Origin of the sequence: Streptomyces sp. CB02980, from assembly GCF_014451325.2 — a bacterium.
Taxonomy (GTDB): Bacteria; Actinomycetota; Actinomycetes; order Streptomycetales; family Streptomycetaceae; genus Streptomyces.
Map to the genome: position 1 here is coordinate 126,476 of NZ_JACSCH020000016.1, position 19,255 is coordinate 145,730.

Here is a 19,255-nt window from a genome sequence, read left to right on the forward strand (position 1 = left end):
GCGGCGAACGGGGGTCGGTGCGGTGCTCCACATCCATTTCACGGCGGAGGACATGACCCGGGTACGGTTCACGCCCCGCCCCTCCCCCGTGCCCGAGCTGCACGCGGCCCTGCTGATGCTGGGCGCCCCGCACGAGGGGCTGCTCTTCGGCCGCTGGCGGGGCAGGCTGCTGCGGACCCTGCCGGGCGCGGCCGAACCGCTCGCGGAGCTGGTGCCGGGCGGCGCGGCCCCGCACTTCCTCGACGTCCTCGGCGGGACGCGGGAGGAGGGCTTCGCGCTGATCCGTTCGGCGCGGCCGGAGTTCGTACGGTCCGAGCTGGAACGGGTGTACGCGGGGCAGGGCCCCGTCCCGCCCTGGATCCGGGCTCTGCACCACGGGGACGCGGCGGCCTGGGGCACGCTCGACCGGGCCCAGCGGGCGGCGTACGAGACGGTCCTCGCGCCGGTGTGGCCGCTGCTCCAGGACCTGCACCGGGCGGAGTTCACCCGCTACGCGCTGACGGCGGCGGAGCAGGGCCTGGCCGCCGCCCTGGTGGCGGTCGCCCCGGGCTCACGGCTGCGGGACGGCGTCTGGGAGTGGCCGACGGCCCCGGCGGCCCGTGAGGTCCCTGAGGTCGGTGAGGCCTTGGCCGCCGGTGAGGCCCGTGAGGTCCCTGAGATCCGTGAGATCCGCCTCGACGGCCGGGGACTGGTCCTGCTGCCGACCTTCCACTGGAGGGGAGGCCCGCTGGTCCAGGACCTGCCGGACCGCCCGGTGGTCCTCACGTACCCGGCGGGCGGGGGCATTCCGCCCACCCCGGAATCCCGGGAATCCCGGGGAGCGCGCGGCGAGGCCGGGGGCCTTTCGACGGCCCTTGGCCGCACGAGAACCGAAGTCCTCCGGGCCCTGACGGAACCCCGCACGACAACCGGCCTCGCCCGGCACACGGGCATCAGCAACGCAACGGCCTCGGGTCACGCAGCAGCCCTGAGAGCAGCGGGCCTGATCGCCACGACGAGAACAGGCAGATCGGTCCACCACGAGCAGACCCCCTTGGGGGCACTGCTGCTGGCAGGCGCCGGCTGAGGGCCGCCCCCAGGGCCGTAGACCCTGGAGGCCCGACGGAGCGGCGCCCGGCCCCGGCCGCCGCGCGCCCAAGACCCGCCTAGCGCAACGCGTCGGCGACCTCTCGCGCCGCGTCCACCACCCGCGGGCCGACCCGCTCCGGCACCGCGTCCGCGAGCATCACGACGCCGACGCTGCCCTCGACACCCGTCACGCCGACGAGCGGGGCGGCCGCGCCGCTCGCACCCGCCTCCAGCTCGCCGTGGGTGAGTGTGAAGCCCGGTTCGATCAGCCCGCCCTGCCGGGCGGCGAGGATGGCGCGGCCGGCCGCGCCCCGGTCGAGCGGGTGGCGGAAGCCGGCCCGGTAGGCCACGTGGTAGTCGGTCCAGGTCGGTTCGACGACCGCGACCGCGAGTGCCTCCGCGCCGTCGACCAGCGTGAGATGGGCCGTCGCCCCGATGTCCTCGGCGAGCGAGCGCAGCGCGGGGAGCGCGGCCTCCCGCACGAGAGGGTGGACCTGGCGGCCGAGCCGGAGCACGCCGAGGCCGACGCGGGCGCGTCCACCGAGGTCGCGGCGGACGAGGGCGTGCTGCTCGAGGGTGGCGAGCAGACGGTAGACGACGGTCCGGTTGACACCGAGTTTGTTGGACAACTCGGTGACGGTCAGGCCGTGGTCGGTGTCGGCGAGCAGTTTGAGGACTCTGAGTCCCCGGTCGAGCGTCTGGGAGGTCTCCGCGGTCACGACGCCCTCTCCTTCGGAGTGAGTGGCGGCGGGCTCTCACGGGGGTCGCGTCACCGGTCCCGTCGGCGACGCACGTCAGAGGCCGCCGGCAGGAAGGGGTACACCGGCTGCGCTCCGCGGCGGCGCTGCCACGGGGCGATTGCTTTTGAGCCGGGACAGTAGCGACCCGCTCCGCTCAGCGGAAGACCTCGTCCAGAATCCGGGCGCCGACGAGCGAATAGAGACGGTTCGGGACCTTCGTCGGTCGCATGCGGGACTTTGGCGGACAAGATCGGCTTTGTCGTGCACGTAGCGTGGAAGGGCTCGGAGGCCGACCGTGGGGGCCGGTCTCCGACGCCGGTCCCGCCGCGGCTCCTTCACCGGTTCCGCCGCGGGACGAGTGAGGCCCGTACGAACGCCGTCGTACGGGCCTCAGCCACGTTCAGGGGGCATGGCGCGGGGTCACCGCATCCGGGTGGCCCACTCCTGCACCTTCTTGATCCGTTCCCGGATCTGGCCGGCGGTGGCCTCCGCGCTCGGCGGTCCGCCGCAGACCCGGCGGAGCTCCGTGTGGATCACGCCGTGGGGCTTGCCGGTCTGGTGGACGTACGCGCCGACCATGGTGTTGAGCTGCTTGCGCAGCTCCAGAAGCTCCTTGTGGGAAACGACAGGACGTCGCTCGGCGGGGAGTTCGAGCAGATCCGCCTCGTCGTCCGGCTTCTTGCGGCTGTGCGCGATCTGCCGGGCCTGGCGCTTCTGGAGGAGCAGCTGGACCTGGTCCGGTTCGAGGAGGCCCGGGATGCCGAGGTAGTCCTGCTCCTCGGCGCTGCCGGGGTGGGCCTGCATGCCGAACTCGGCGCTGTTGTAGAGGACGCGGTCGAAGACGGCATCGGACTCCAGCGCCTCGAAGGGCAGCATGTCCTGCTCGCCGGTGTCCTCGTCCTGCTGCCGCTCCGCCTCGGCGAGTTCCTTCTCGGACTCGGCGTACGGGTCCTCCTCGCCCTGCTTCTTGGGCTTGTCGAGGACGTGGTCGCGCTCGACCTCCATCTCGTTGGCGAAACCGAGGAGGCTGGGGATCGTGGGAAGGAACACGGAGGCGGTCTCGCCGCGCCTGCGCGAACGCACGAAACGGCCGACGGCCTGGGCGAAGAAGAGCGGGGTCGAGATCGTCGTCGCGTAGACGCCGACGGAGAGGCGGGGTACGTCGACGCCCTCGGACACCATGCGAACGGCGACCATCCAGCGGTCGTTGTTCTCGCTGAACTCGTCGATGCGGTTCGAGGCGCCGGTGTCGTCGGACAGCACGACGGTGGCCTTGGTGCCGGTGATCTCGCGGATCAGCTTGGCGTACGAGCGGGCCGAGTCCTGGTCGGAGGCGATGACGAGGCCGCCCGCGTCCGGGATGGACTTGCGGACCTCGGTGAGCCGCTGATCGGCGGCGCGCAGGACGTTCGGCATCCAGTCGCCCTTCGCGTCCAGGGCGGTCCGCCAGGCCTGCGAGACGGCGTCCTTCGTCATCGGCTCGCCGAGACGGGCGGCGATCTCGTCGCCGGCCTTGGTGCGCCAGCGCATGTTGCCGCTGTAGGAGAGGAAGATGACGGGCCGGACGACGCCGTCGCCGAGGGCGTTGCCGTAGCCGTAGGTGTAGTCGGCGGAGGACCGCCGGATGCCGTCGTTCCCCTCCTCGTACGTGACGAAGGGGATGGGGTTGGTGTCGGAACGGAACGGGGTGCCGGTCAGCGCGAGGCGCCGCGTGGCGGGCTCGAAGGCCTCCAGGCAGGCCTCGCCCCAGGACTTGGAGTCTCCGGCGTGGTGGATCTCGTCGAGGATGACGAGGGTCTTGCGCTGCTCGGACCGGTTGCGGTGCAGCATCGGGCGGACACCGACACCGGCGTAGGTGATGGCGACCCCGTCGTACTCCTTGCTGAGCGGCCCGGCGCTGTAGTCCGGGTCCAGCTTGATCCCTATCCGCGCGGCGGCGGCGGCCCACTGCTTCTTCAGGTGCTCGGTGGGCGCGACGACGGTGATCTGCTGCACGACGTGGTGGTGCAGCAGCCACGACGCGAGGGTCAGGGCGAAGGTGGTCTTGCCGGCGCCAGGTGTGGCGACCGCGAGGAAGTCACGGGGTTGCTCCTGGAGGTATCTCTCCATCGCGCCCTGCTGCCAGGCACGCAGCTTGCCGGCGGTACCCCACGGGGCCCGTCCTGGGAAGGCGGGAGAAAGGTGATGGGAGGAGGTGGTGGTAGTAGTCACGATCTCCGGGTTCGACGCTCGTCCAGATATGACAACCGGGCCACCTTACCGGCGGCCCGGCCGGAACGTCGTACGAAACGGGGCGGGTACGCCCCGGTTGCGATTCAGCTCACGTCTCCTCGTGGAGGCCGCGCAGCCGCCGCGCGATGAGGGTCACATCCTCCAGCTCGCCGGAGGCCACCTCGATGACCAGCTTGTAGGCCTCTTCCTGGTCGACGTCGACCATCTCTCGACCGTTGAGGTCGAGGAAGACGACCGTGCACATCCACGCCATGCGCTTGTTGCCGTCCACCAAGGGATGGTTCACGGCAAGTGACTGGAGCAGCGAGGCGGCCTTCTCGAAGAGGTCGGCGTACGCCTCGATCCGGTACATCTGCGACTGGGGACGGTGTACCGCCGACTTGAGCAGACCGAGGTCGCGCACCGCGATCTGCTGTCCGGCGCAGGCGAGGTCGGCCAGTTCGAGGACCTCTTCGGCTGTCAGGTACTTCATCTACTCCCCCAAGCGCTTCAGCAGCTCCGCGTGGCGCAGCGCGTATGTGGCGCCGAGCTTGCGCACAGCCTCCCGATCGACCTCCTGTTCCAGGTAGCGGTCGATCGCCTGAAGCACTACGGCGTGCATGCTGCGGCCCTCCTCCTCAGCACGGAGCTTGAGGGCCTCTTGCTGGTCGTCGCGGAGACGCAGGTTCATTGCCATACCGTAACGGTACCAATAATGGGGCCAGAATGGTACCGAATCACGTCAGGCCCGCACCGCCGCCGCGTGCAGGCGCGTAGCGACCCACGCCCCCACCGCCGCGACCCCCGCCATCGGCAGGAAGACCGCCGCGAAGGCCACCGGATGGGAGCCCGTGGACGTGGACGACGAGACGGCGTGGCCGACCGCGCCGCCGCCCAGCGCCGCGAAGGCCGCGCCGCCCGCGGCGAGGAGCAGGACGTTCGAGAGGCCGTCGGAGATCTGGAGGGCGGCGGAGTTCGCGCCGACCTCCTCGGGCGCGGAGAGCTTCATGAGCAGCACGCTCGTCGAGGCGATCACGGCCCCCATCCCGAGGCAGCCGAGCCCCCAGGCCGCCGCGACCACCCACACCGGCACGGCCGTGATCAGCACGCTCGGCGCCGTCGCGATGGCGATCGCGACCAGGACCATGCCGAGGACGACGAGCCGTTCCCGGTACGGCTCCGTCCACGGCCGGGCCTGGATCCAGGAGCCGAGGGCCCAGGTGAGGCCGCCCGCGGCGAGGGAGAGCCCGGCCAGGGTGGGGCTCAGGCCCCGCTGGGTGACCAGCATCAGCGGCACGAAGGACTCGGCGGCGATGAAGGCGCCCGCGGCGATGCCGCGGAGCAGGACGACGGACGGCAGACCGCGGGCAGCCCGGTAGGTGCCGTGCGGAAGGAGCCCGCGGACCGCGGGCACGAGGAACGCGATGCCGGCCGCCGCCGGCAGCAGGGAGAGCCAGCGCAGCTCCTGGCCGGCGTACTGGAGGAGCGCCGCACCCGCCGAGATGCCGAGCGCGAGCCGGATCCGGCGCCGGTCCCAGGGCGCGACGGGCGCGGTCGGGTCGGCGGGTCCCGAGGCGGTGCGGCGGATCGCGGGGAGGGCGAGGGCCAGCGGGAAGACGACGAGGACGGGGATGCCGACGAAGACCCAGCGCCAGCCGAGGTGCTCGGTGATCGTTCCGGCGGCGAGCGGTCCGACGACGGAGGGGACGACCCAGCTCGCGGCGAACGCGGCCATGATCGCGGGTCTGAGGTGCTCGGCGTAGGCCCGGCCGACGACCACGTACAACGCGACGATGACGAGCCCCCCGCCGAGGCCCTGGACGGCCCGCCCGAGGATGAACAGCCACATGGCGCCGGCGGTCCCGGAGAGCAGCAGTCCGGCGGCGAAGGCGCTGATGCCGGCGGTGAGCGGCGCGAGCGGCCCGAGGCGGTCGGACCACTGCCCGGCCAGGACCATGGCGAAGAGGCTGGTGGTGAAGTAGGCCGAGAAGGCGAAGGCGTAGAGGGGGATGCCGTTCAGCTCGCGGGCGGCCACGGGCATGGCCGTGCCGACGGCGGTCGCCTCGAAGGCGATGAGCAGGACGACGGAGACCATGCCGATACTGAGCGCCCGGTGGGCCGGACCGAGGACGGACCCCTTGGTGACGACGGTGTCGGCGCTGTCGACGGTGCTGACGTCGTGCGGGGCAGGGGGTCCGGGTCTCCCGGCGACGTCGGCGGCTATGCCTGCGTCCGCCTCGGCGTCGCGGGGTTCGAGGGCGCTCATTCCCCCAGAGTAAGAGGTGAAGATGTAAATGACCCCTGTCAGGAGTCCCGGAACGGCTCAGCCCTTGGACGTACGACGGACGTACCGCGGACGGCGCCACGAACAGCGCCACGGACCCACCGCGGACACACCGCGGCCCCACCGCGAACGCCCGACTGTGAACGCGATGTGGCAGCGCCATTGCAGTCCCGTGGCACGACCCCGGAACCTCTTGAGCCCCTCCCGGCCCCCGCCTACGGTCGTACTCGTTGCACCACACGACCGTGTGCCCGAGTGGTTGAGGGGCCGGCCTGCAAAGCCGGTTACGTCGGTTCGAATCCGATCACGGTCTCCAATGATCTTCTTTATGGGATCTTCACAAGCCCCACCCGCTCGGCTGCTGTCCTGACCGGGCCCGAAGATCGGATGCCTCCGGATCGGACTGAGCGGCCGCGCCGCCGCCTCGCGATCGTTCCGGATTCGCCCCAGCAAGTTCCACGCCCGCGGAAACACGCCGATCGCCGCCCTCCGGTTCCGCATCAGAGCACGGCTCACCGGGAATCACCCGCACTCGCGGGATCCTCACGATGCCCGCAGGCCCGCTTCACGTTCGCAACCGGGACAGCCCGGACTTCCCGGACCCCCGCCCTCCGCAGCCCACCCCGGCCGCACCTCCCGCGCGCGCCCCTTCGCCCCATCCTTGCCTCCCCCTCGCCTCGGACCCGCCTCCGCGCCTCGATAGGCTCGTCCCCGTCCGTCACCACGGGCGCACGGACGACGGGGGGCACGAACGGTGGAACAGTCGCGCGCACAGCACGAATCGGCGCGGCAGGAATCCGCGCGGCGGATCGGCCCGCACCGGCTGATCACCCGCCTCGATCCGCCCCGGACCGTCCTGCCCTGCCGCCGGTTCGTGGGCCGCACCGAGGACGGCGAGCACACCGTGCTGCTCAGCACCCCGCTGCCCGGCACCGATCCCGCCCGGTTCGCCGCGGAGGCCGACGCCGCCCGCCACCTCATCGGCCCGTGGGTCGCCCCGGTGACGAGCGTGGCCGGCCCCGGCGAGGCCCCCTGGTACGCGAGCCCGTACGTGCCGGCGCTCCCGCTGCCCGTGGCACTCGCCGTCCACGGCGGCCCGCTGCCCGAGAGCACCGTCCGCGCCGTCGGCGCCGCCCTCGCCGAGGCGCTGGCCGCCGCGCACGGCCAGGGCCTCACCCACGCCGGGGTGTCCCCCGCCGCCGTCCTGCTCACCGCGGACGGGCCCCGGCTGACCTGCTTCGGCGCGGTACGGGCAGCCTCGGCCGACGGCGAGCCGCGCACCGGCCTGCCCGGCCTCGACCCGGGGGCACTCGCCCCCGAACAGGCCGCGGGGGGCCGCCCGCGGCCGCCGGGCGACGTCTTCGCGCTCGGCGCGGTCCTCGCGTACGCCGCCACCGGTCACACCGTGCCCGAACGGGACGAACTCCCGCCCGCCCTACGCCCGGTGATCGCGTCCTGCCTGGCCCGCGACCCGGCCGACCGGCCGACGGCGGCCGCCCTGATGACCGCGCTCGCCCCGCCGACGACGCACGGGACGGTCCTGAACTCGGCCGGCTCGCTCCTCGCCCCGGGCTGGCTGCCGGGCCGGGTGGTGGCGGCGCTCGCCCGCCAGTCCTCGGAACTCCTCGCCGCCGAACTCCCGGAGCCGGCAAGGGCCTGAAGCCCGAGCGCCCCTCTTTCCCTCTTCCCGCCCTCCCCCGGACCTGACGGACCTCATCCATGCTGTCGCCCCTGACCCACGACGACCCGGCCGCGGTCGCCACGTACCGACTCATCGCCCGCCTCGGTTCCGGCGGCATGGGCACGGTCTATCTGGCGCGCACCCCCGGCGGTCGTACCGTCGCCCTGAAGACCGTGCACGCGCGGCTCGCCACCGACCCGGCGTTCCGGGCCCGTTTCCGGCTGGAGGCGGACGCGGCGCGGATCATCGGCGCCCGCCACGGCGCGGCCGTCGTCGACGCGGACCCGCTGGCCGAGACGCCGTGGCTGGCCACCGAGTACGTCCTCGGCCCGCCGCTCGACGACGCGGTGGCGCTCGGCGGCCCGCTCCCCGAGCCGACGGTCCGCGCCCTCGGCGCGGCGCTCGCCGGGGCGCTGGCGCAGCTGCACTCCTCGGACGTGGTGCACCGGGACCTCAAGCCCTCGAACGTCCTCGTCACCGCGTACGGACCGAAGATCATCGACTTCGGCATCGCGCGGGCGGCCGGTGACGACCATCTGACCCGCACGGGAGCGGCGGCCGGCACGCCCGCGTTCATGTCGCCGGAACAGGCGAGCGGGCAGGAACACCCGCCCGCGGGCGATGTGTTCGCGCTCGCCGGCGTCCTGGTCTTCGCCGCGACCGGCCACGGCCCCTTCGGTACGGGCTCCGCCGCCGACCTCCTGTACCGCGTCCGCTACGCGGAGCCCGACCTCACCGGCGTACCGGAGGCACTGCTCCCGCTCCTGACGGCCTGCCTGTCGAAGGACCCGTCGGCCCGCCCCACCACCAGCACGCTGATCGACCGGCTCCACGACGGCCACGGCGAGTTCGCCGACCATCTGCCGCCCCTGCTGCTCACCGACATCGCCCGCCGAGCCACGGACGTCTGGCTCCACGCCCCCCACCGCCTGCCGGCCCCGGCGGGTTCGGTGGGCTCGGCTGTGGCGGAGACGGTGGCGAGCGCGCCGCTCTCGCGGCGGCGGCTGTTCTCGGTGGGCGGCGCGGCACTGTTCGGGGCGGCGGGAGCCGGGGGCGGGGTGTGGGCCTGGCTGGGTTCGGACAACGACGCCGACGGTACGGCGGGCAAGAGCGGCGTCACCGCAGGCCCCACAGCCATCCCCGCCACCACCGCCTCTGACGGCGCGCCCGCCGCTCTGTGGCGGGGCGAGTCCCTGGACCGCGAGGAGAGCGTCACGCCGCTGCTCGCCGGGGGTGTCGTGGGGTTCGCGGAGACGGCGTCGTTCCGGGCATTCGATCCGCAGAGCGGGGCGGTGCTGTGGGAGGACACGATGGCCTCCGACCCCAAGCAGATCACCACGGACGGCACGAACTTCTACACGTCCACCTACCCGGTCGACGGACCGTCCGCCCTGCAGATCGGTACGCTCGCCGCCCGCACCGGCAAGGCGGCCGCCGGGACGATCACGCTCAAGGGCTTCGAGGGCTCCCAGTTCGGTACGGAACTCCTCACCGCCGCGGGCGGCGTGCTCTACGCCTCGTCCCGGGTGGGCAGCAGGAACGACGAGGACGACAAGACCGGCTGGCATCTGATCGCCGTCAACCTGCGTACGGGCAAGGAGGCATGGCGACAGCCCCACACGGACACCAATGCCCGCCCCTGGCTCGCCCAGGTGGCCGGCGGCCGGCTGATCCTGGGCAAGAACAGCAGTGACCGGGAATCCTTCCTCGTCCAGGCTCGCGATACGCAGACCGGACGCCAACTGTGGCAGCGTCGCCTGCCGCTGAAGGACTCCGAGTCCTTCAAGCCCGGCCAGCTCGCGATCGACGAGCAGCACGCGTACTTCGGCGGGGACCGTCTCCGGGCGCTGCGTCTCACCGACGGCAAGATCGCCTGGGAGTACGGCTCCGGCTCCGCCACCACCTCCTACGGCGTGCCGGCCGTCTCGGGCGGGGTCGTCTACGCACAGGAGAACAGGGACGCCCCGGGGCTTCTGGCCGTCACGGCCGACTTCGGCATCAGGCGCTGGACGGAGTCACCCTCCGGCCGCTCGCTGACACCCGACTTCTTCGCCACTCCCGTGGTCGGCGAGAGGTACGTGTACGCGCCCGTACGGGGCGGGCTGAGCGCGGTCGACCCGGACACCGGCCGCTCGGTCTGGGTGTTCCCGACGGACGCCACCCGGTTCGTCACCGACAAGGAACGGACACGCATCATCGGCGCGGGCGAGACGTCCGTCGTGGCCATCCCCCTCGCCTGATCACTCCCCGCCCCGCTCCTCGATCCTCCCCGACCGGAAAGAAGCCCCGTGACCACGCAACCCCTCGCCACCGGCGACCCGCTCCGGCTCGGCCCGTACCGGCTGCTCGGCGTCCTCGGCGAAGGCGGCATGGGCAAGGTGTACGTCGGCCGGGACGGCGACGGTGCCCCCGCGGCCGTCAAGGTCCTGCGGCCCGAACTCGCCCACGACCAGCACCTCGCCCAGCGCTTCGTCCGCGAGGCCGACATGGCGCGGGCCGTCACCAGCAAGGGCGTGGCCCGGGTCCTCGGGGCGCAGACCGAGGGCGGACGGCCGTGGATCGCCGCCGAGTTCCTGGCCGGGCCGACGCTCGACGAGGCGGTCCGGGCGTACGGACCGATGGACGTGCCGGCGGTCCGCGCGCTCGCGGCCCAGCTCGCCCACACGCTCCACGACATCCACGCGGCCGGTCTGATCCACCGCGACCTCAAGCCCGCGAACATCGTGCTCACCTCCACCGGTCCGCGGATCATCGACTTCGGCATCGCCCGCCCCGAGCACGGCCTCACGCTCACGACGACGGGCCAGATCCCGGTCACCCCGGGGTACGGGGCTCCCGAGCAGGTCCTCGGACAGCGGGTCGGACCGGCCTCGGACGTCTTCTCGCTCGGCGCGGTCCTCGCGTACGCGGCGAGCGGCCGGCGCACCTTCGACGGCGCCCACGTGCCGGCCGTCCAGTACGAGGTCGTCCACGGCACCCCGGACCTGAGCCTGGTCCCGCCGGAGCTTCAGGACCTGATCGGGCCGTGCCTGGCGAAGGACCCGGCGTACCGCCCGCAGCCTCCGCAGGTCGCGCAGGCCTTCGCCCCGCCGAAGGGCGCGGACCGGGCCTGGCGCAAGGGTCCGCTCGCCGATGACATCAAGCGGCGCGAGACGGCCACGAAGCGCCTAACCGCGCCCGCGGACACCGTCGTACCGTCCGGCTCGCCGTCCCGGCGCCGCTTCCTCACCGGCGCCGCCGTGGGCGTGGCGGTCCTGGGCGCAGGTGGCGGGGCGGGCGCCTGGTGGCTGAACCGCGGCGAGGAGAAGTCGCCCACGGCCGATGTGCCACCCGCCGCGGCAACCCCCGAGGCCGCGTTCGTCTCGGCCATCGACATGAAGCCGGGCGAGTCCCCGAAGGCACTGTGGGGACCGCTCGACGTGGCGGCGGCCGAGGGCGAACTGCCGCTGCCCGTACGGGATGTGGTGATCGTGCAGGCGAAGACGGGCGGCCTCCTCGCCCTGTCCGTCACGAACGGCAGGGAACGCTGGCGTGCCAAGGACATCGACGCGGACGCCGGTTTCGTCTCCGTCGCCGACCGGCTCGTCGTCGGTGTCGACAGGAACGGCGTCCTGAGCGCGTTCGTCGCCTCCACCGGCGCCCCCGTCTGGCAGACGCAGTCCGACGTCGACGACGTCCTCGCCGCGGACGACACGCACGTCTACCTGGTGACGAAGGACAACGAACTACGGGCCGTCGACGCCTGGACCCTGGCCACCACCTGGACGCGCCCGATGACGTCCCCGCGCTCCCAGAACGGCCCCGCGCGGGCGGCCGTGGGAAGGAAGCGGCTGGTGATCCACGGCAGGGACGGCCACTGCGCCGCCCTGTACACGGCGACGGGCGAGACGGACTGGGAGATCAAGGACCAGGGCACCGACGGCCAGGCCCCGGCACTCGGCGCCAACAACGCCGCCTACTTCGGCGGCCGCAAACTGACGGCCCGCCGACTCGACCGCGGCGACTTCCTGTGGGAGGAGGAGGCCAGCACCACGGGCGTCTGGGGCACGCCGACCGCCACCGGCGACCTCGTCTTCGCGATGAACAGGTACAACGCCTACCGGTACTCCACCATGCGCGACGTGCGCTTCCCCGTCTCCGACTGGTACGAGGTCATGGACGGAACGGGCCCCGGCACCGTCAACCCGCCGGCCGTCGAGGGCGCGACGGTCTGGCTCCACTCCCCGGACAACAGCCACATACAGGTCGTCCACAAGGCCACCCACGCACGCCTCTTCGTCATCGAGATGAAGCGCCAGGGCACCTACCAGCTGGCGAGCGGCGGCAACCGGGTCTTCATCGCCCGGGGCGGCCGGATCGGGGCGCTTCCGGTGCTCGGGGTGTAGGTCGCCTCACGGCCGCGCCGTCGCCGGTACGCCCTCGACCAGCTCCGTGCCCGCACATCCCAGCTCGGCGGCCACATGCCGGGCCGCCGCGTTGGTGAGGGTGATCTGCTCGTCCCTGATCGCCGGGTGATCGGCCTCGTTCTCGTCCGCCCGGTCCAACTCGGCGACGAGAACGATCTCGTGGGCCGGCGCGGGCATCCGGCAGGTGAAGTAGATGGAGGCGTGGAGGAGGGCGGACGTGGCCCGTCGGCCGGTGGAATAGAACGTCGCGAATTCCTTCACAGCATCGCCCTTGGGGACCGCGAGGGCCTCCCGGAGGGTGATGCCCAGGACGTTCTTCTCGTCCCCGGCCGTCTCCAGCTTGCAGAACGGAATGTCCCGCATCCGCTCCTTGCCGCTCTGCGGCGTCCGGGCCGCCTTCCTCAGGTCCGTGAGGACCCTCTCCGGCTCGGATCCGTCACTCGTCAGCGACGCGCCCTTGCCCGCGATGGCGTCCAGCGCGGAGGTCACAGCGGGATCACCGGCGAATCCACCGCACACCTCCGAAGCCGACTGCCCCTTGGCCGTCGCGTCGTCGCCCCCGGAGGAACAGGCCGTCGCGGACAGGGTGAGCAACACCAGCCCTGCCCAGACGCCCCGTGCGCGGATCGCTGTCATCTGACCTTTCCGTCCTTCTTCTCGTTGTACGGGTCGGGCAGGGAGTCGTCCCTGACATGGCCCCTGCTGTCCTTCACGTACTTGGTCAGCTCCTCCTCGAGGATGTTGCTGTCGTCCTCGCTCCAGCCGGGAGCCCTCGCGTACGCCTGGCCCGGCATGAGCGCGTTACTCTTGCCCGATGCCAGTGCCTCGTCCTTGAGGTCGTCGGACTTCTTCTTCAGAAGCTCGTCCTCCGAGTACTTCTCCGCGATGTCGTCGGCCTCCATGCCGATCAGGGTCGTGACGGCGCCGCCGACGGTCTCCGCGGCCAGCGGAACCAGTACACCGGCAGCGCCACCTGTCAGAGCGACGACGCCTCCCGCCGCTGCCGCGCCGACTCCGAACTTGACCCATTCCGTCGTACGCTCGACGGCCTTCTTGTGCTCCTCGGAATCGATCGTGTACTGCTGATCGATCTGCCCCATCCTCGACTGGTCGAAGATCGCGTGGGTCTCCGCGCCGATCCGCAGGGTCGTCTTGGCGTCGGTGAGGTCCAGTTCACGCGCCGGCCCTGAGCCGGGCTTGGGGGCGACCTCGTCCATGACGCTCGTCGTGTAGACCGTCTGGGCGGCCGACAGCGTTGCGTGACCGGTCTCGCTCTGGCTGACCGTGCCGAGGAAGCTGACCGCGTCGCCCCGGTTGAACAGCAGGCTGTCCTCGAACTCCGCGCCGAACCGGGGCTCGCCCTTCTCGTTGGGCCGCGCGCCGAACGGCGAGTTCGGCATGGGATCCGTCGACGTCTCGTTCTCCTGCTCCAGGGAGCGGTTGAACTCGTCGATGTAGGCGGCGCCCATCTTGCCCAGGCTGTCGTCGATGCCCGGCTGCTGGTGCATGAACTTCGGGTCGCTGCCGTACCGCTCGACGACCTTCTGCATGACCTCCGCGTTGTCCTTGTTCCGTACGTCCTTGAGACCCTCGGTCTCGGCGTCGTACGGGTGGCCGGTGGTCGCGGACTCCAGGGCGTGGCCGAGCGCGTTGTAGCCGGGCTCCTTGACCCTGTCACCCTTGTCGTTGAGCTCCTCGGGCCACTCGCGGTCCTTGGTGAAGTAGTCGAACGGGTCGAGCTTCTTGTTGTCCTTGGTGTTCTCGGGCGTCAGGTCGATGCTGCTGTTGAAGAAGTCCGTCGACGCCTTGGGGTTGTGCCCGAGCCCCTCCATGAAACCGATCATGGGGTCGTTGCCGAGGTCGCCGCCCTGCCAGTTCAGGTGGCTCGGCATGCCGCCCATGGCGTGCCAGGCCCGGTCGGCCGGCAGGCGTCCGTCGTGCGTCATCTTCCGCTCGGTGACGACGAGTCCGTTGCCGTAGTCCTTCAGGAACTTGTCGTCGTAGTCGCCGACCCGCATCAGGTTGCTCATGACCTGGAAGCCGTACGGGCTGGTGCCGCGCGTCTGGATGGGCTCGCCGCCGGCCTTGATGACGTCGGCCTTCCACTGCTCCATCTCGGGGCTGGTGGAGTGGGTCGCGGTGGCGAGCGTCAGACTCCAGTTCGTCTGGAGTTCCTTCAGCTTGTCCCGGTGGTCGACGCCGAGCCGGGAGCCGTCGCTCGGGTCGCCCATGTCGGCCCAGTACTCCATGCTGCCCTTCGGCCCGACCTCCAGGGCGAACTTCTCGGCGAAGTACGGGTCCTTCTGGTTGGCCTTGAAGAGGGCGTTGAGCCTGTCGATCTCCGCCGGGGTGGCCTCGTCGCCCTTCTTGTACAGCTCGTAGGCGGCGTGCGCGTCCTCGGCGTCCTGCGCCTTGGAGGCGGCGGCGAGCGAGTCGTAACCCGTCCCGGAGAAGTTGTTCTTGTCCGTGCCGACGAGTCCGCGCAGCGCGCGCGATGCCACGTCGTCGGCGTTGTTCGCCCGGTCGATCGCGGCCTTGATCGCCGCATTCATCGCCTCGAAGTCGGCCACCTCGGGCTTGGGCCCGTCGTAGTTCTTGGACCGGCTGTCGGGACGGATCAGATGGCTGACGACGCCGCCCTGGTCAATGCGCATGCCCTTTCCGGGGGCCTCCGCGACCAGCTTCTCCAGCTCGCTCTTCGCCGCCTGGAACTCGGTGTGGGCGTCCCGCAGGATGTTGCGGATACTGGTCGCCCCTATGAGGGCGTCGCCGAACTCCTTGGCGGTCTTCTTGACGAACGCCTGGGTCACCCCGGCGTTCTCACCCTTCCAATCGGCCTTCTCCGCCTTGCCCTTGAGGCCGGTCTCGGCCTTGTCCTTGCTCTTCTCCAGCTTGGACACCGCCTCCGACCAGACCGAGGAAGCCTCCTGGAGGCTTCCGAGCCGAGCGTGGAGAACCTGTTCGAACTTCAGCATCTAACGTCCCTCGTCAGCCGTTTCCGCGCCGTGCCGTCGACTTACTTGAAGTGCTGGTCGATCGTGGACATGGAGAAGTTCGTGATCAGCACTTCCTCATGGTTGGCGTGGCTGGTGACCGTGTCCTCAAGGTGGTTGTGGATGTGCGCACACGCACTGATGAGAGTCTCGGCCTGGTCCCGCCACATGTCCCACATGGTCCACATCGCCGATCCGGTCTGGAACCCGTCGCCATCAAGGCTCTTGGCCGCCGCGTCCGTCTGGGCGCCCGCGTGGAAGGCGTCCCGCTCGAACCAGTGGAACAGCTCCTGGGCCTCGTTTCCGATGGCCTTGAGATCGGCGGACGTCACCTTGTAGTCACTGGGACCACCCCCGCCGCCGCCTTCGGCGGGCACGCCGTTGAGCCTCATCGCCGCGGTCTCGCCGCGGACTTGGCTCCACTCCTCGTCGAACGACATCAGGTTCCCCCATGTAAGTCACGGATGGTGAGCGGCAGTGCAGGGATGAACTCAGCTCCGCCGCGACCGGAGTACGTATACGGCGACGGCGGCACCGATCAGCACGGCCGCGCCGATGCCGAGGCCGATCCAGAGGCCGGTGTTGCCGCCGTCTTCGCTCGACGCCTGCGGCGCCTGAGCAGGGGCGGCGCTGGTCTCCACCGGACCGGGGTCGGCCGCGGGCGGGGTCCCGGAACCGGAAGGCGTGGCGGTCGCGGTCTCGGGCGCGGCCTCGGCGAGGTCGTCGATGGGGCGCACGTCGGCCGGACCGGGGTCACCCGGCGTCTTCAGCGCACGGAGCGGGCGGACGGCGCCGAAACCGACGTAGTCGCTGCGCTTGGGGCCCTCGGTCGGCGGCGAGATGGTGTTGAGCATGACCTTGAGGACCTGGTTGTTGGTCCAGTCGGGGTGCTTCGACCACACGAGCGCGGCGGCGGCCGAGGCGAGGGCCGTCGCGTCACTGGTGCCGGTGGAGGTGCAGACACCGGAGCCGCAAGCGGTGACCACGTCCTTACCCGGTGCCACGACGTCGACCTGGGGGCCGTACTGGGACTCGGGAATGCGCTTCAGTTTCTGGTCGACGGCACCGACACCGACGACACCGGGGGTCGCTCCCGGGTACTCCACCCTGTTGTTCTTGTGACCGGTGTTGCCGACCGAGGCGAAGACCAACGCCCCCTTGTCCAGGGCGTACTTCACGGCGTCGCTGAGCTGCTGCGAGCCCGACGGGGCGCCCTGCGAGATGTTGATGACCTTGGCGCCGGCGTCGGCGGCGAAGCGGATCGCCTCGGGCATGAACCTGTTGAACCGCCTGTCGGACTCCGCCTGGCTGATCGCGCCCTTGTCTCCTCCAGGCACGCGAATCGGAAGGATCTTCGCGTCCGGCGCCAGCCCGAAGGCCCCCTTACCGCCGTCGGCTTCGCCCGTGCCCGCGATGAGGCCGGCCATGCCCGTGCCGTGTCCGAGGTAGTCGGTGCGCTCGTCACCGGCCTTGTCCGTGGCAAGGTTCTTGCCCTTGAGCACCTGCCCCTGGAGATCCGGGTTGTTCTGGTCCACACCCGTGTCGATGACCGCGACGGTCACGCCCTTGCCGGTGCTGAGCTGCCAGATCTCCTCCGCGCCCATCGCGGTCAGGTGCCACTGCCGGTCACGGACGCCCTCCGCGTGCGCGGGGACGGAAGCGATGCCCACCAGCAGCATCCCCAAGGCGGCCGAGGCGGTGACTCGGGCACGGCTCCGACGAATACTGCTGGTACGCATCTGCTTCCTCGCGCTGATCAGTCGATGACGGGCGGCGCCACGCGGCGCCCCTGCTGCCAGGTCTCTTCGTCCTCGACCAGGTAGTCGGGACGCTCTCCGTTCGTCTCCTCGCGCTCGCCGGGCTGCTGCGTGGAGCCTCCGCGCACGAGGCCGGAGCCGCCGGGCGTGAAGGGTCGCGCGCCGCCGCCGGTGGCACTGGCGCGCTGCGCCTTGCCGCCGACGACTCCGCCGGCCTCGCCGGCGAGACGGCGTCCGCCGGTGATGCCGTGCTGTCCGGCGCCCATGCCGCTACCCATCGGGCCGCCCATGCCGCCGCCCATGGGCGCGCGGCCCATGCCCGAGCCGTTGCGGCCCTGCTCGGTGCCGATGACGGTGCTGCGCGGGAGTCCGGTCTGGGGACGCCCCTGCGCGTTGGGCACGGCCTTGCCGCCGCTGATGCCCTCGCGGGGACCGCCCAGCGGGCCGGGACCCGTCGGAAGGCCGCGCGTGGTGCCCATCGGGTTGCGCGTGCCGCCGGTGACGGGACCGGTGGGAGGCAGTGCCCCGGGTCCGCCCTTCGACGGGAGCGGGGGCATGCCGGGGGTGGTCATGAACGGAGGCGCGCTGCCGTCCGGCTTGGTGATCGGCGGCGGGGTGCCCGGGGTCTGCGTCGTGGGTCCGGGCAGGGTGGTCGGCGGCGTCTTGGTGTCGACGCTGTCGATGCCGAGGTCCACGGGGACGTCGGGCCTGACCTCGGAGGGAAGGACATGCGTCGGCCCGGGCTTGTCCTGAGAGGGCAGGACGATGTGTGTGTCCGGCGTGGTGCGGGTGTCCGGCGTGGTGCGCGTATCCGGCTGCGAAGGCGTGGTGTGCGTCCCGGTCCGCGTATCCGGATTCGTGGAGGACCTCTGGCCCTGCGACGAGGAGCCGGGGGACGTGGAGACCTCCCGAGAACCCGCGTCGGCCGGCACGAAGTCCCCCGGCGGCGGCGGAAACGTCGGCGGCTGGACGCTCGTCATGTGGAAGCCCGACCAGAAGTACGCGGACGAGAGCTTCCGCATCTCGTCCTCCGCCGCCCGCTTGGTCTCGGCCTCCTTGGCCAGAATGGCCTGGAGGTCCTCGCTCGCGGAGATCGACCTCTGCGCGTCACGGGCAACGCCTGCCGCGTCGGGGTCGTTGTGGTACTTCTGCGCGGCAGCCAGGTTCGCCTTGGCGGACTCGTGGGAGGTGTAGCGCGGCATGGCGCTCTTGGCACTGGCGATGGCCGATGCCGTCTTGTGCATCTCCAGGGCCCCGTTGTCGCTGTACTCACTGAGCGACTTGGTCGAGCTCACCACGCCTTCGGCCCATACGTTGAAGGCCTTCTCGGCTTCGCCCTCCCATTCCACACGGGTCGAGCGGTTCTTGAGCTGGTCCGCGATCTCCAGCAGCTTATCGGCCGCCGCCTTCAAGCGGTCGCCCGCGATCCTCACACCGGATTCGCTGGCCTCGTCCAGCCAATCCAGCATCTGCTGGTGCGTCATGGAGGCGAAATCGGTTCCGCCGCCTCCGCCGCCGCCCTCTGCTGGCCTCATCCTTCGCCTCTTCCCCGTGTCCCCGACATTCCGTCCACGCCCGTCCTAGCGGAGGGAGCCGACTCCGTCGCCCGTCTCGTCGTTCCCGGTCTCCGGGACGCGCCCCGCCTCGCGGTCCGCCTTCGTCTTGGCGTCATCGGTCCGCTGGTGAATGTTGATCATCTTCTGCTTGACGTCGTCGTCCATCTGCTCGAAGCCGTCCTTCGACGCGACGACCGCGATGCCAAGGCCCTCCAGGCAGTCCTGCAGCAGGCCGGAGAGCTCCGTCAGCTGCCCGAGGACGGTCTCGTACGAGGTGTAGATGCTGCTCGCCTCGCCCCAGGCCGCACCCCCGCCGCCGAACTTGACGCGCCCCAACGGCTCGGCCTTCATCTTGCCCGTGCCGGCCTCCGAGGAGGTGAGCATCTCGATCAGACCGTCGATGCTCGTCTTGAACTCGGACATGGTCTCCGAGTTGTAGCGCACCGCGTCGGCGCTCATCGGCTGCATCCCGTACCCGCCCCCGTCCACGTAGGCTTGCATGCCCGCGTCCCTCCCCCGTCGAACTACCGTCCGCACCCTGCAGAGTCCAGAAGTCCAC

The 19,255-nt window shown here is 71.3% G+C and carries 15 protein-coding genes and 1 tRNA gene; 5 read left to right on the plus strand and 11 right to left on the minus strand.

Translation table 11 applies throughout. The features are described from left to right. The first annotated feature begins 22 nt into the window (after positions 1–22). Positions 23–1,066 (plus strand): helix-turn-helix transcriptional regulator, encoded by a 1,044-nt coding sequence (locus tag E0F75_RS29360; RefSeq protein WP_229313978.1) that lies wholly within the window; start codon positions 23–25, stop codon positions 1,064–1,066. A gap of 79 nt (positions 1,067–1,145) precedes the next feature. Here the strand turns inward: E0F75_RS29360 and E0F75_RS29365 are convergent, their stop codons facing one another. The 5 genes from E0F75_RS29365 to E0F75_RS29385 all read right to left on the minus strand — a co-directional run bounded on the left by E0F75_RS29365 (position 1,146) and on the right by E0F75_RS29385 (position 6,285). Next, a complete protein-coding gene (locus E0F75_RS29365) occupies positions 1,146–1,787 on the minus strand; it encodes an IclR family transcriptional regulator (RefSeq protein ID WP_015033894.1) in 642 nt (213 codons plus the stop codon). A 441-nt stretch (positions 1,788–2,228) separates the two neighbouring features. Continuing rightward, on the minus strand, positions 2,229–4,022 hold the full coding sequence (locus E0F75_RS29370) for a DEAD/DEAH box helicase (RefSeq protein WP_229314037.1): 1,794 nt from the start codon (positions 4,020–4,022) through the stop codon (positions 2,229–2,231). Between the two features lie 106 nt (positions 4,023–4,128). After that, positions 4,129–4,512, minus strand: a complete 384-nt coding sequence (locus E0F75_RS29375; RefSeq protein ID WP_229313979.1) for a type II toxin-antitoxin system death-on-curing family toxin — start codon at positions 4,510–4,512, stop codon at positions 4,129–4,131. Then, entirely contained in the window at positions 4,513–4,710 is a 198-nt protein-coding gene (locus E0F75_RS29380) for an Arc family DNA-binding protein (RefSeq protein WP_374115454.1), read from the minus strand. 51 nt (positions 4,711–4,761) lie between these two features. After that, positions 4,762–6,285, minus strand: a complete 1,524-nt coding sequence (locus E0F75_RS29385) for an MFS transporter (RefSeq protein ID WP_229313981.1) — start codon at positions 6,283–6,285, stop codon at positions 4,762–4,764. 259 nt (positions 6,286–6,544) lie between these two features. Between E0F75_RS29385 and E0F75_RS29390 the strand changes: the two genes are divergently transcribed. The 4 genes from E0F75_RS29390 to E0F75_RS29405 all read left to right on the plus strand — a co-directional run bounded on the left by E0F75_RS29390 (position 6,545) and on the right by E0F75_RS29405 (position 12,369). Continuing rightward, positions 6,545–6,619: transfer RNA gene (locus E0F75_RS29390), tRNA-Cys, on the plus strand. 438 nt (positions 6,620–7,057) lie between these two features. Further along, the gene (locus E0F75_RS29395; protein ID WP_229313982.1) at positions 7,058–7,963 is read left to right on the plus strand and encodes a serine/threonine protein kinase; all 906 of its coding nucleotides are present in this window, start codon (positions 7,058–7,060) and stop codon (positions 7,961–7,963) included. Positions 7,964–8,022: 59 nt separating this feature from the next. Next, positions 8,023–10,224: a PQQ-binding-like beta-propeller repeat protein gene (locus E0F75_RS29400; protein WP_229313983.1), complete on the plus strand. Its 2,202-nt coding sequence runs from the start codon at positions 8,023–8,025 to the stop codon at positions 10,222–10,224. A gap of 48 nt (positions 10,225–10,272) precedes the next feature. Beyond that, positions 10,273–12,369: a PQQ-binding-like beta-propeller repeat protein gene (locus E0F75_RS29405; RefSeq protein WP_229313984.1), complete on the plus strand. Its 2,097-nt coding sequence runs from the start codon at positions 10,273–10,275 to the stop codon at positions 12,367–12,369. Positions 12,370–12,375: 6 nt separating this feature from the next. Here the strand turns inward: E0F75_RS29405 and E0F75_RS29410 are convergent, their stop codons facing one another. From E0F75_RS29410 to E0F75_RS29435, 6 genes are all read right to left on the minus strand, one after another. After that, positions 12,376–13,026, minus strand: a complete 651-nt coding sequence (locus E0F75_RS29410; protein WP_229313985.1) for a hypothetical protein — start codon at positions 13,024–13,026, stop codon at positions 12,376–12,378. Further along, positions 13,023–15,365 carry a DUF6571 family protein gene (locus E0F75_RS29415; protein WP_229313986.1) on the minus strand — a complete coding sequence of 781 codons (2,343 nt, stop codon included), beginning with the start codon at positions 15,363–15,365 and terminating at the stop codon, positions 13,023–13,025. The genes E0F75_RS29410 and E0F75_RS29415 overlap by 4 nt, the downstream gene beginning before the upstream one ends. A 41-nt stretch (positions 15,366–15,406) precedes the next feature. Further along, entirely contained in the window at positions 15,407–15,823 is a 417-nt protein-coding gene (locus tag E0F75_RS29420) for a hypothetical protein (protein WP_229313987.1), read from the minus strand. Positions 15,824–15,874: 51 nt separating this feature from the next. After that, positions 15,875–17,062, minus strand: coding sequence for a type VII secretion-associated serine protease mycosin (gene mycP / locus E0F75_RS29425; RefSeq protein ID WP_374115455.1), 1,188 nt, complete (start codon positions 17,060–17,062; stop codon positions 15,875–15,877). 77 nt (positions 17,063–17,139) lie between these two features. Beyond that, positions 17,140–18,675 (minus strand): hypothetical protein, encoded by a 1,536-nt coding sequence (locus tag E0F75_RS29430; protein WP_229313989.1) that lies wholly within the window; start codon positions 18,673–18,675, stop codon positions 17,140–17,142. Positions 18,676–18,720: 45 nt separating this feature from the next. Then, positions 18,721–19,197, minus strand: a complete 477-nt coding sequence (locus tag E0F75_RS29435) for a hypothetical protein (protein ID WP_229313990.1) — start codon at positions 19,195–19,197, stop codon at positions 18,721–18,723. Between the last annotated feature and the right edge of the window lie 58 nt (positions 19,198–19,255).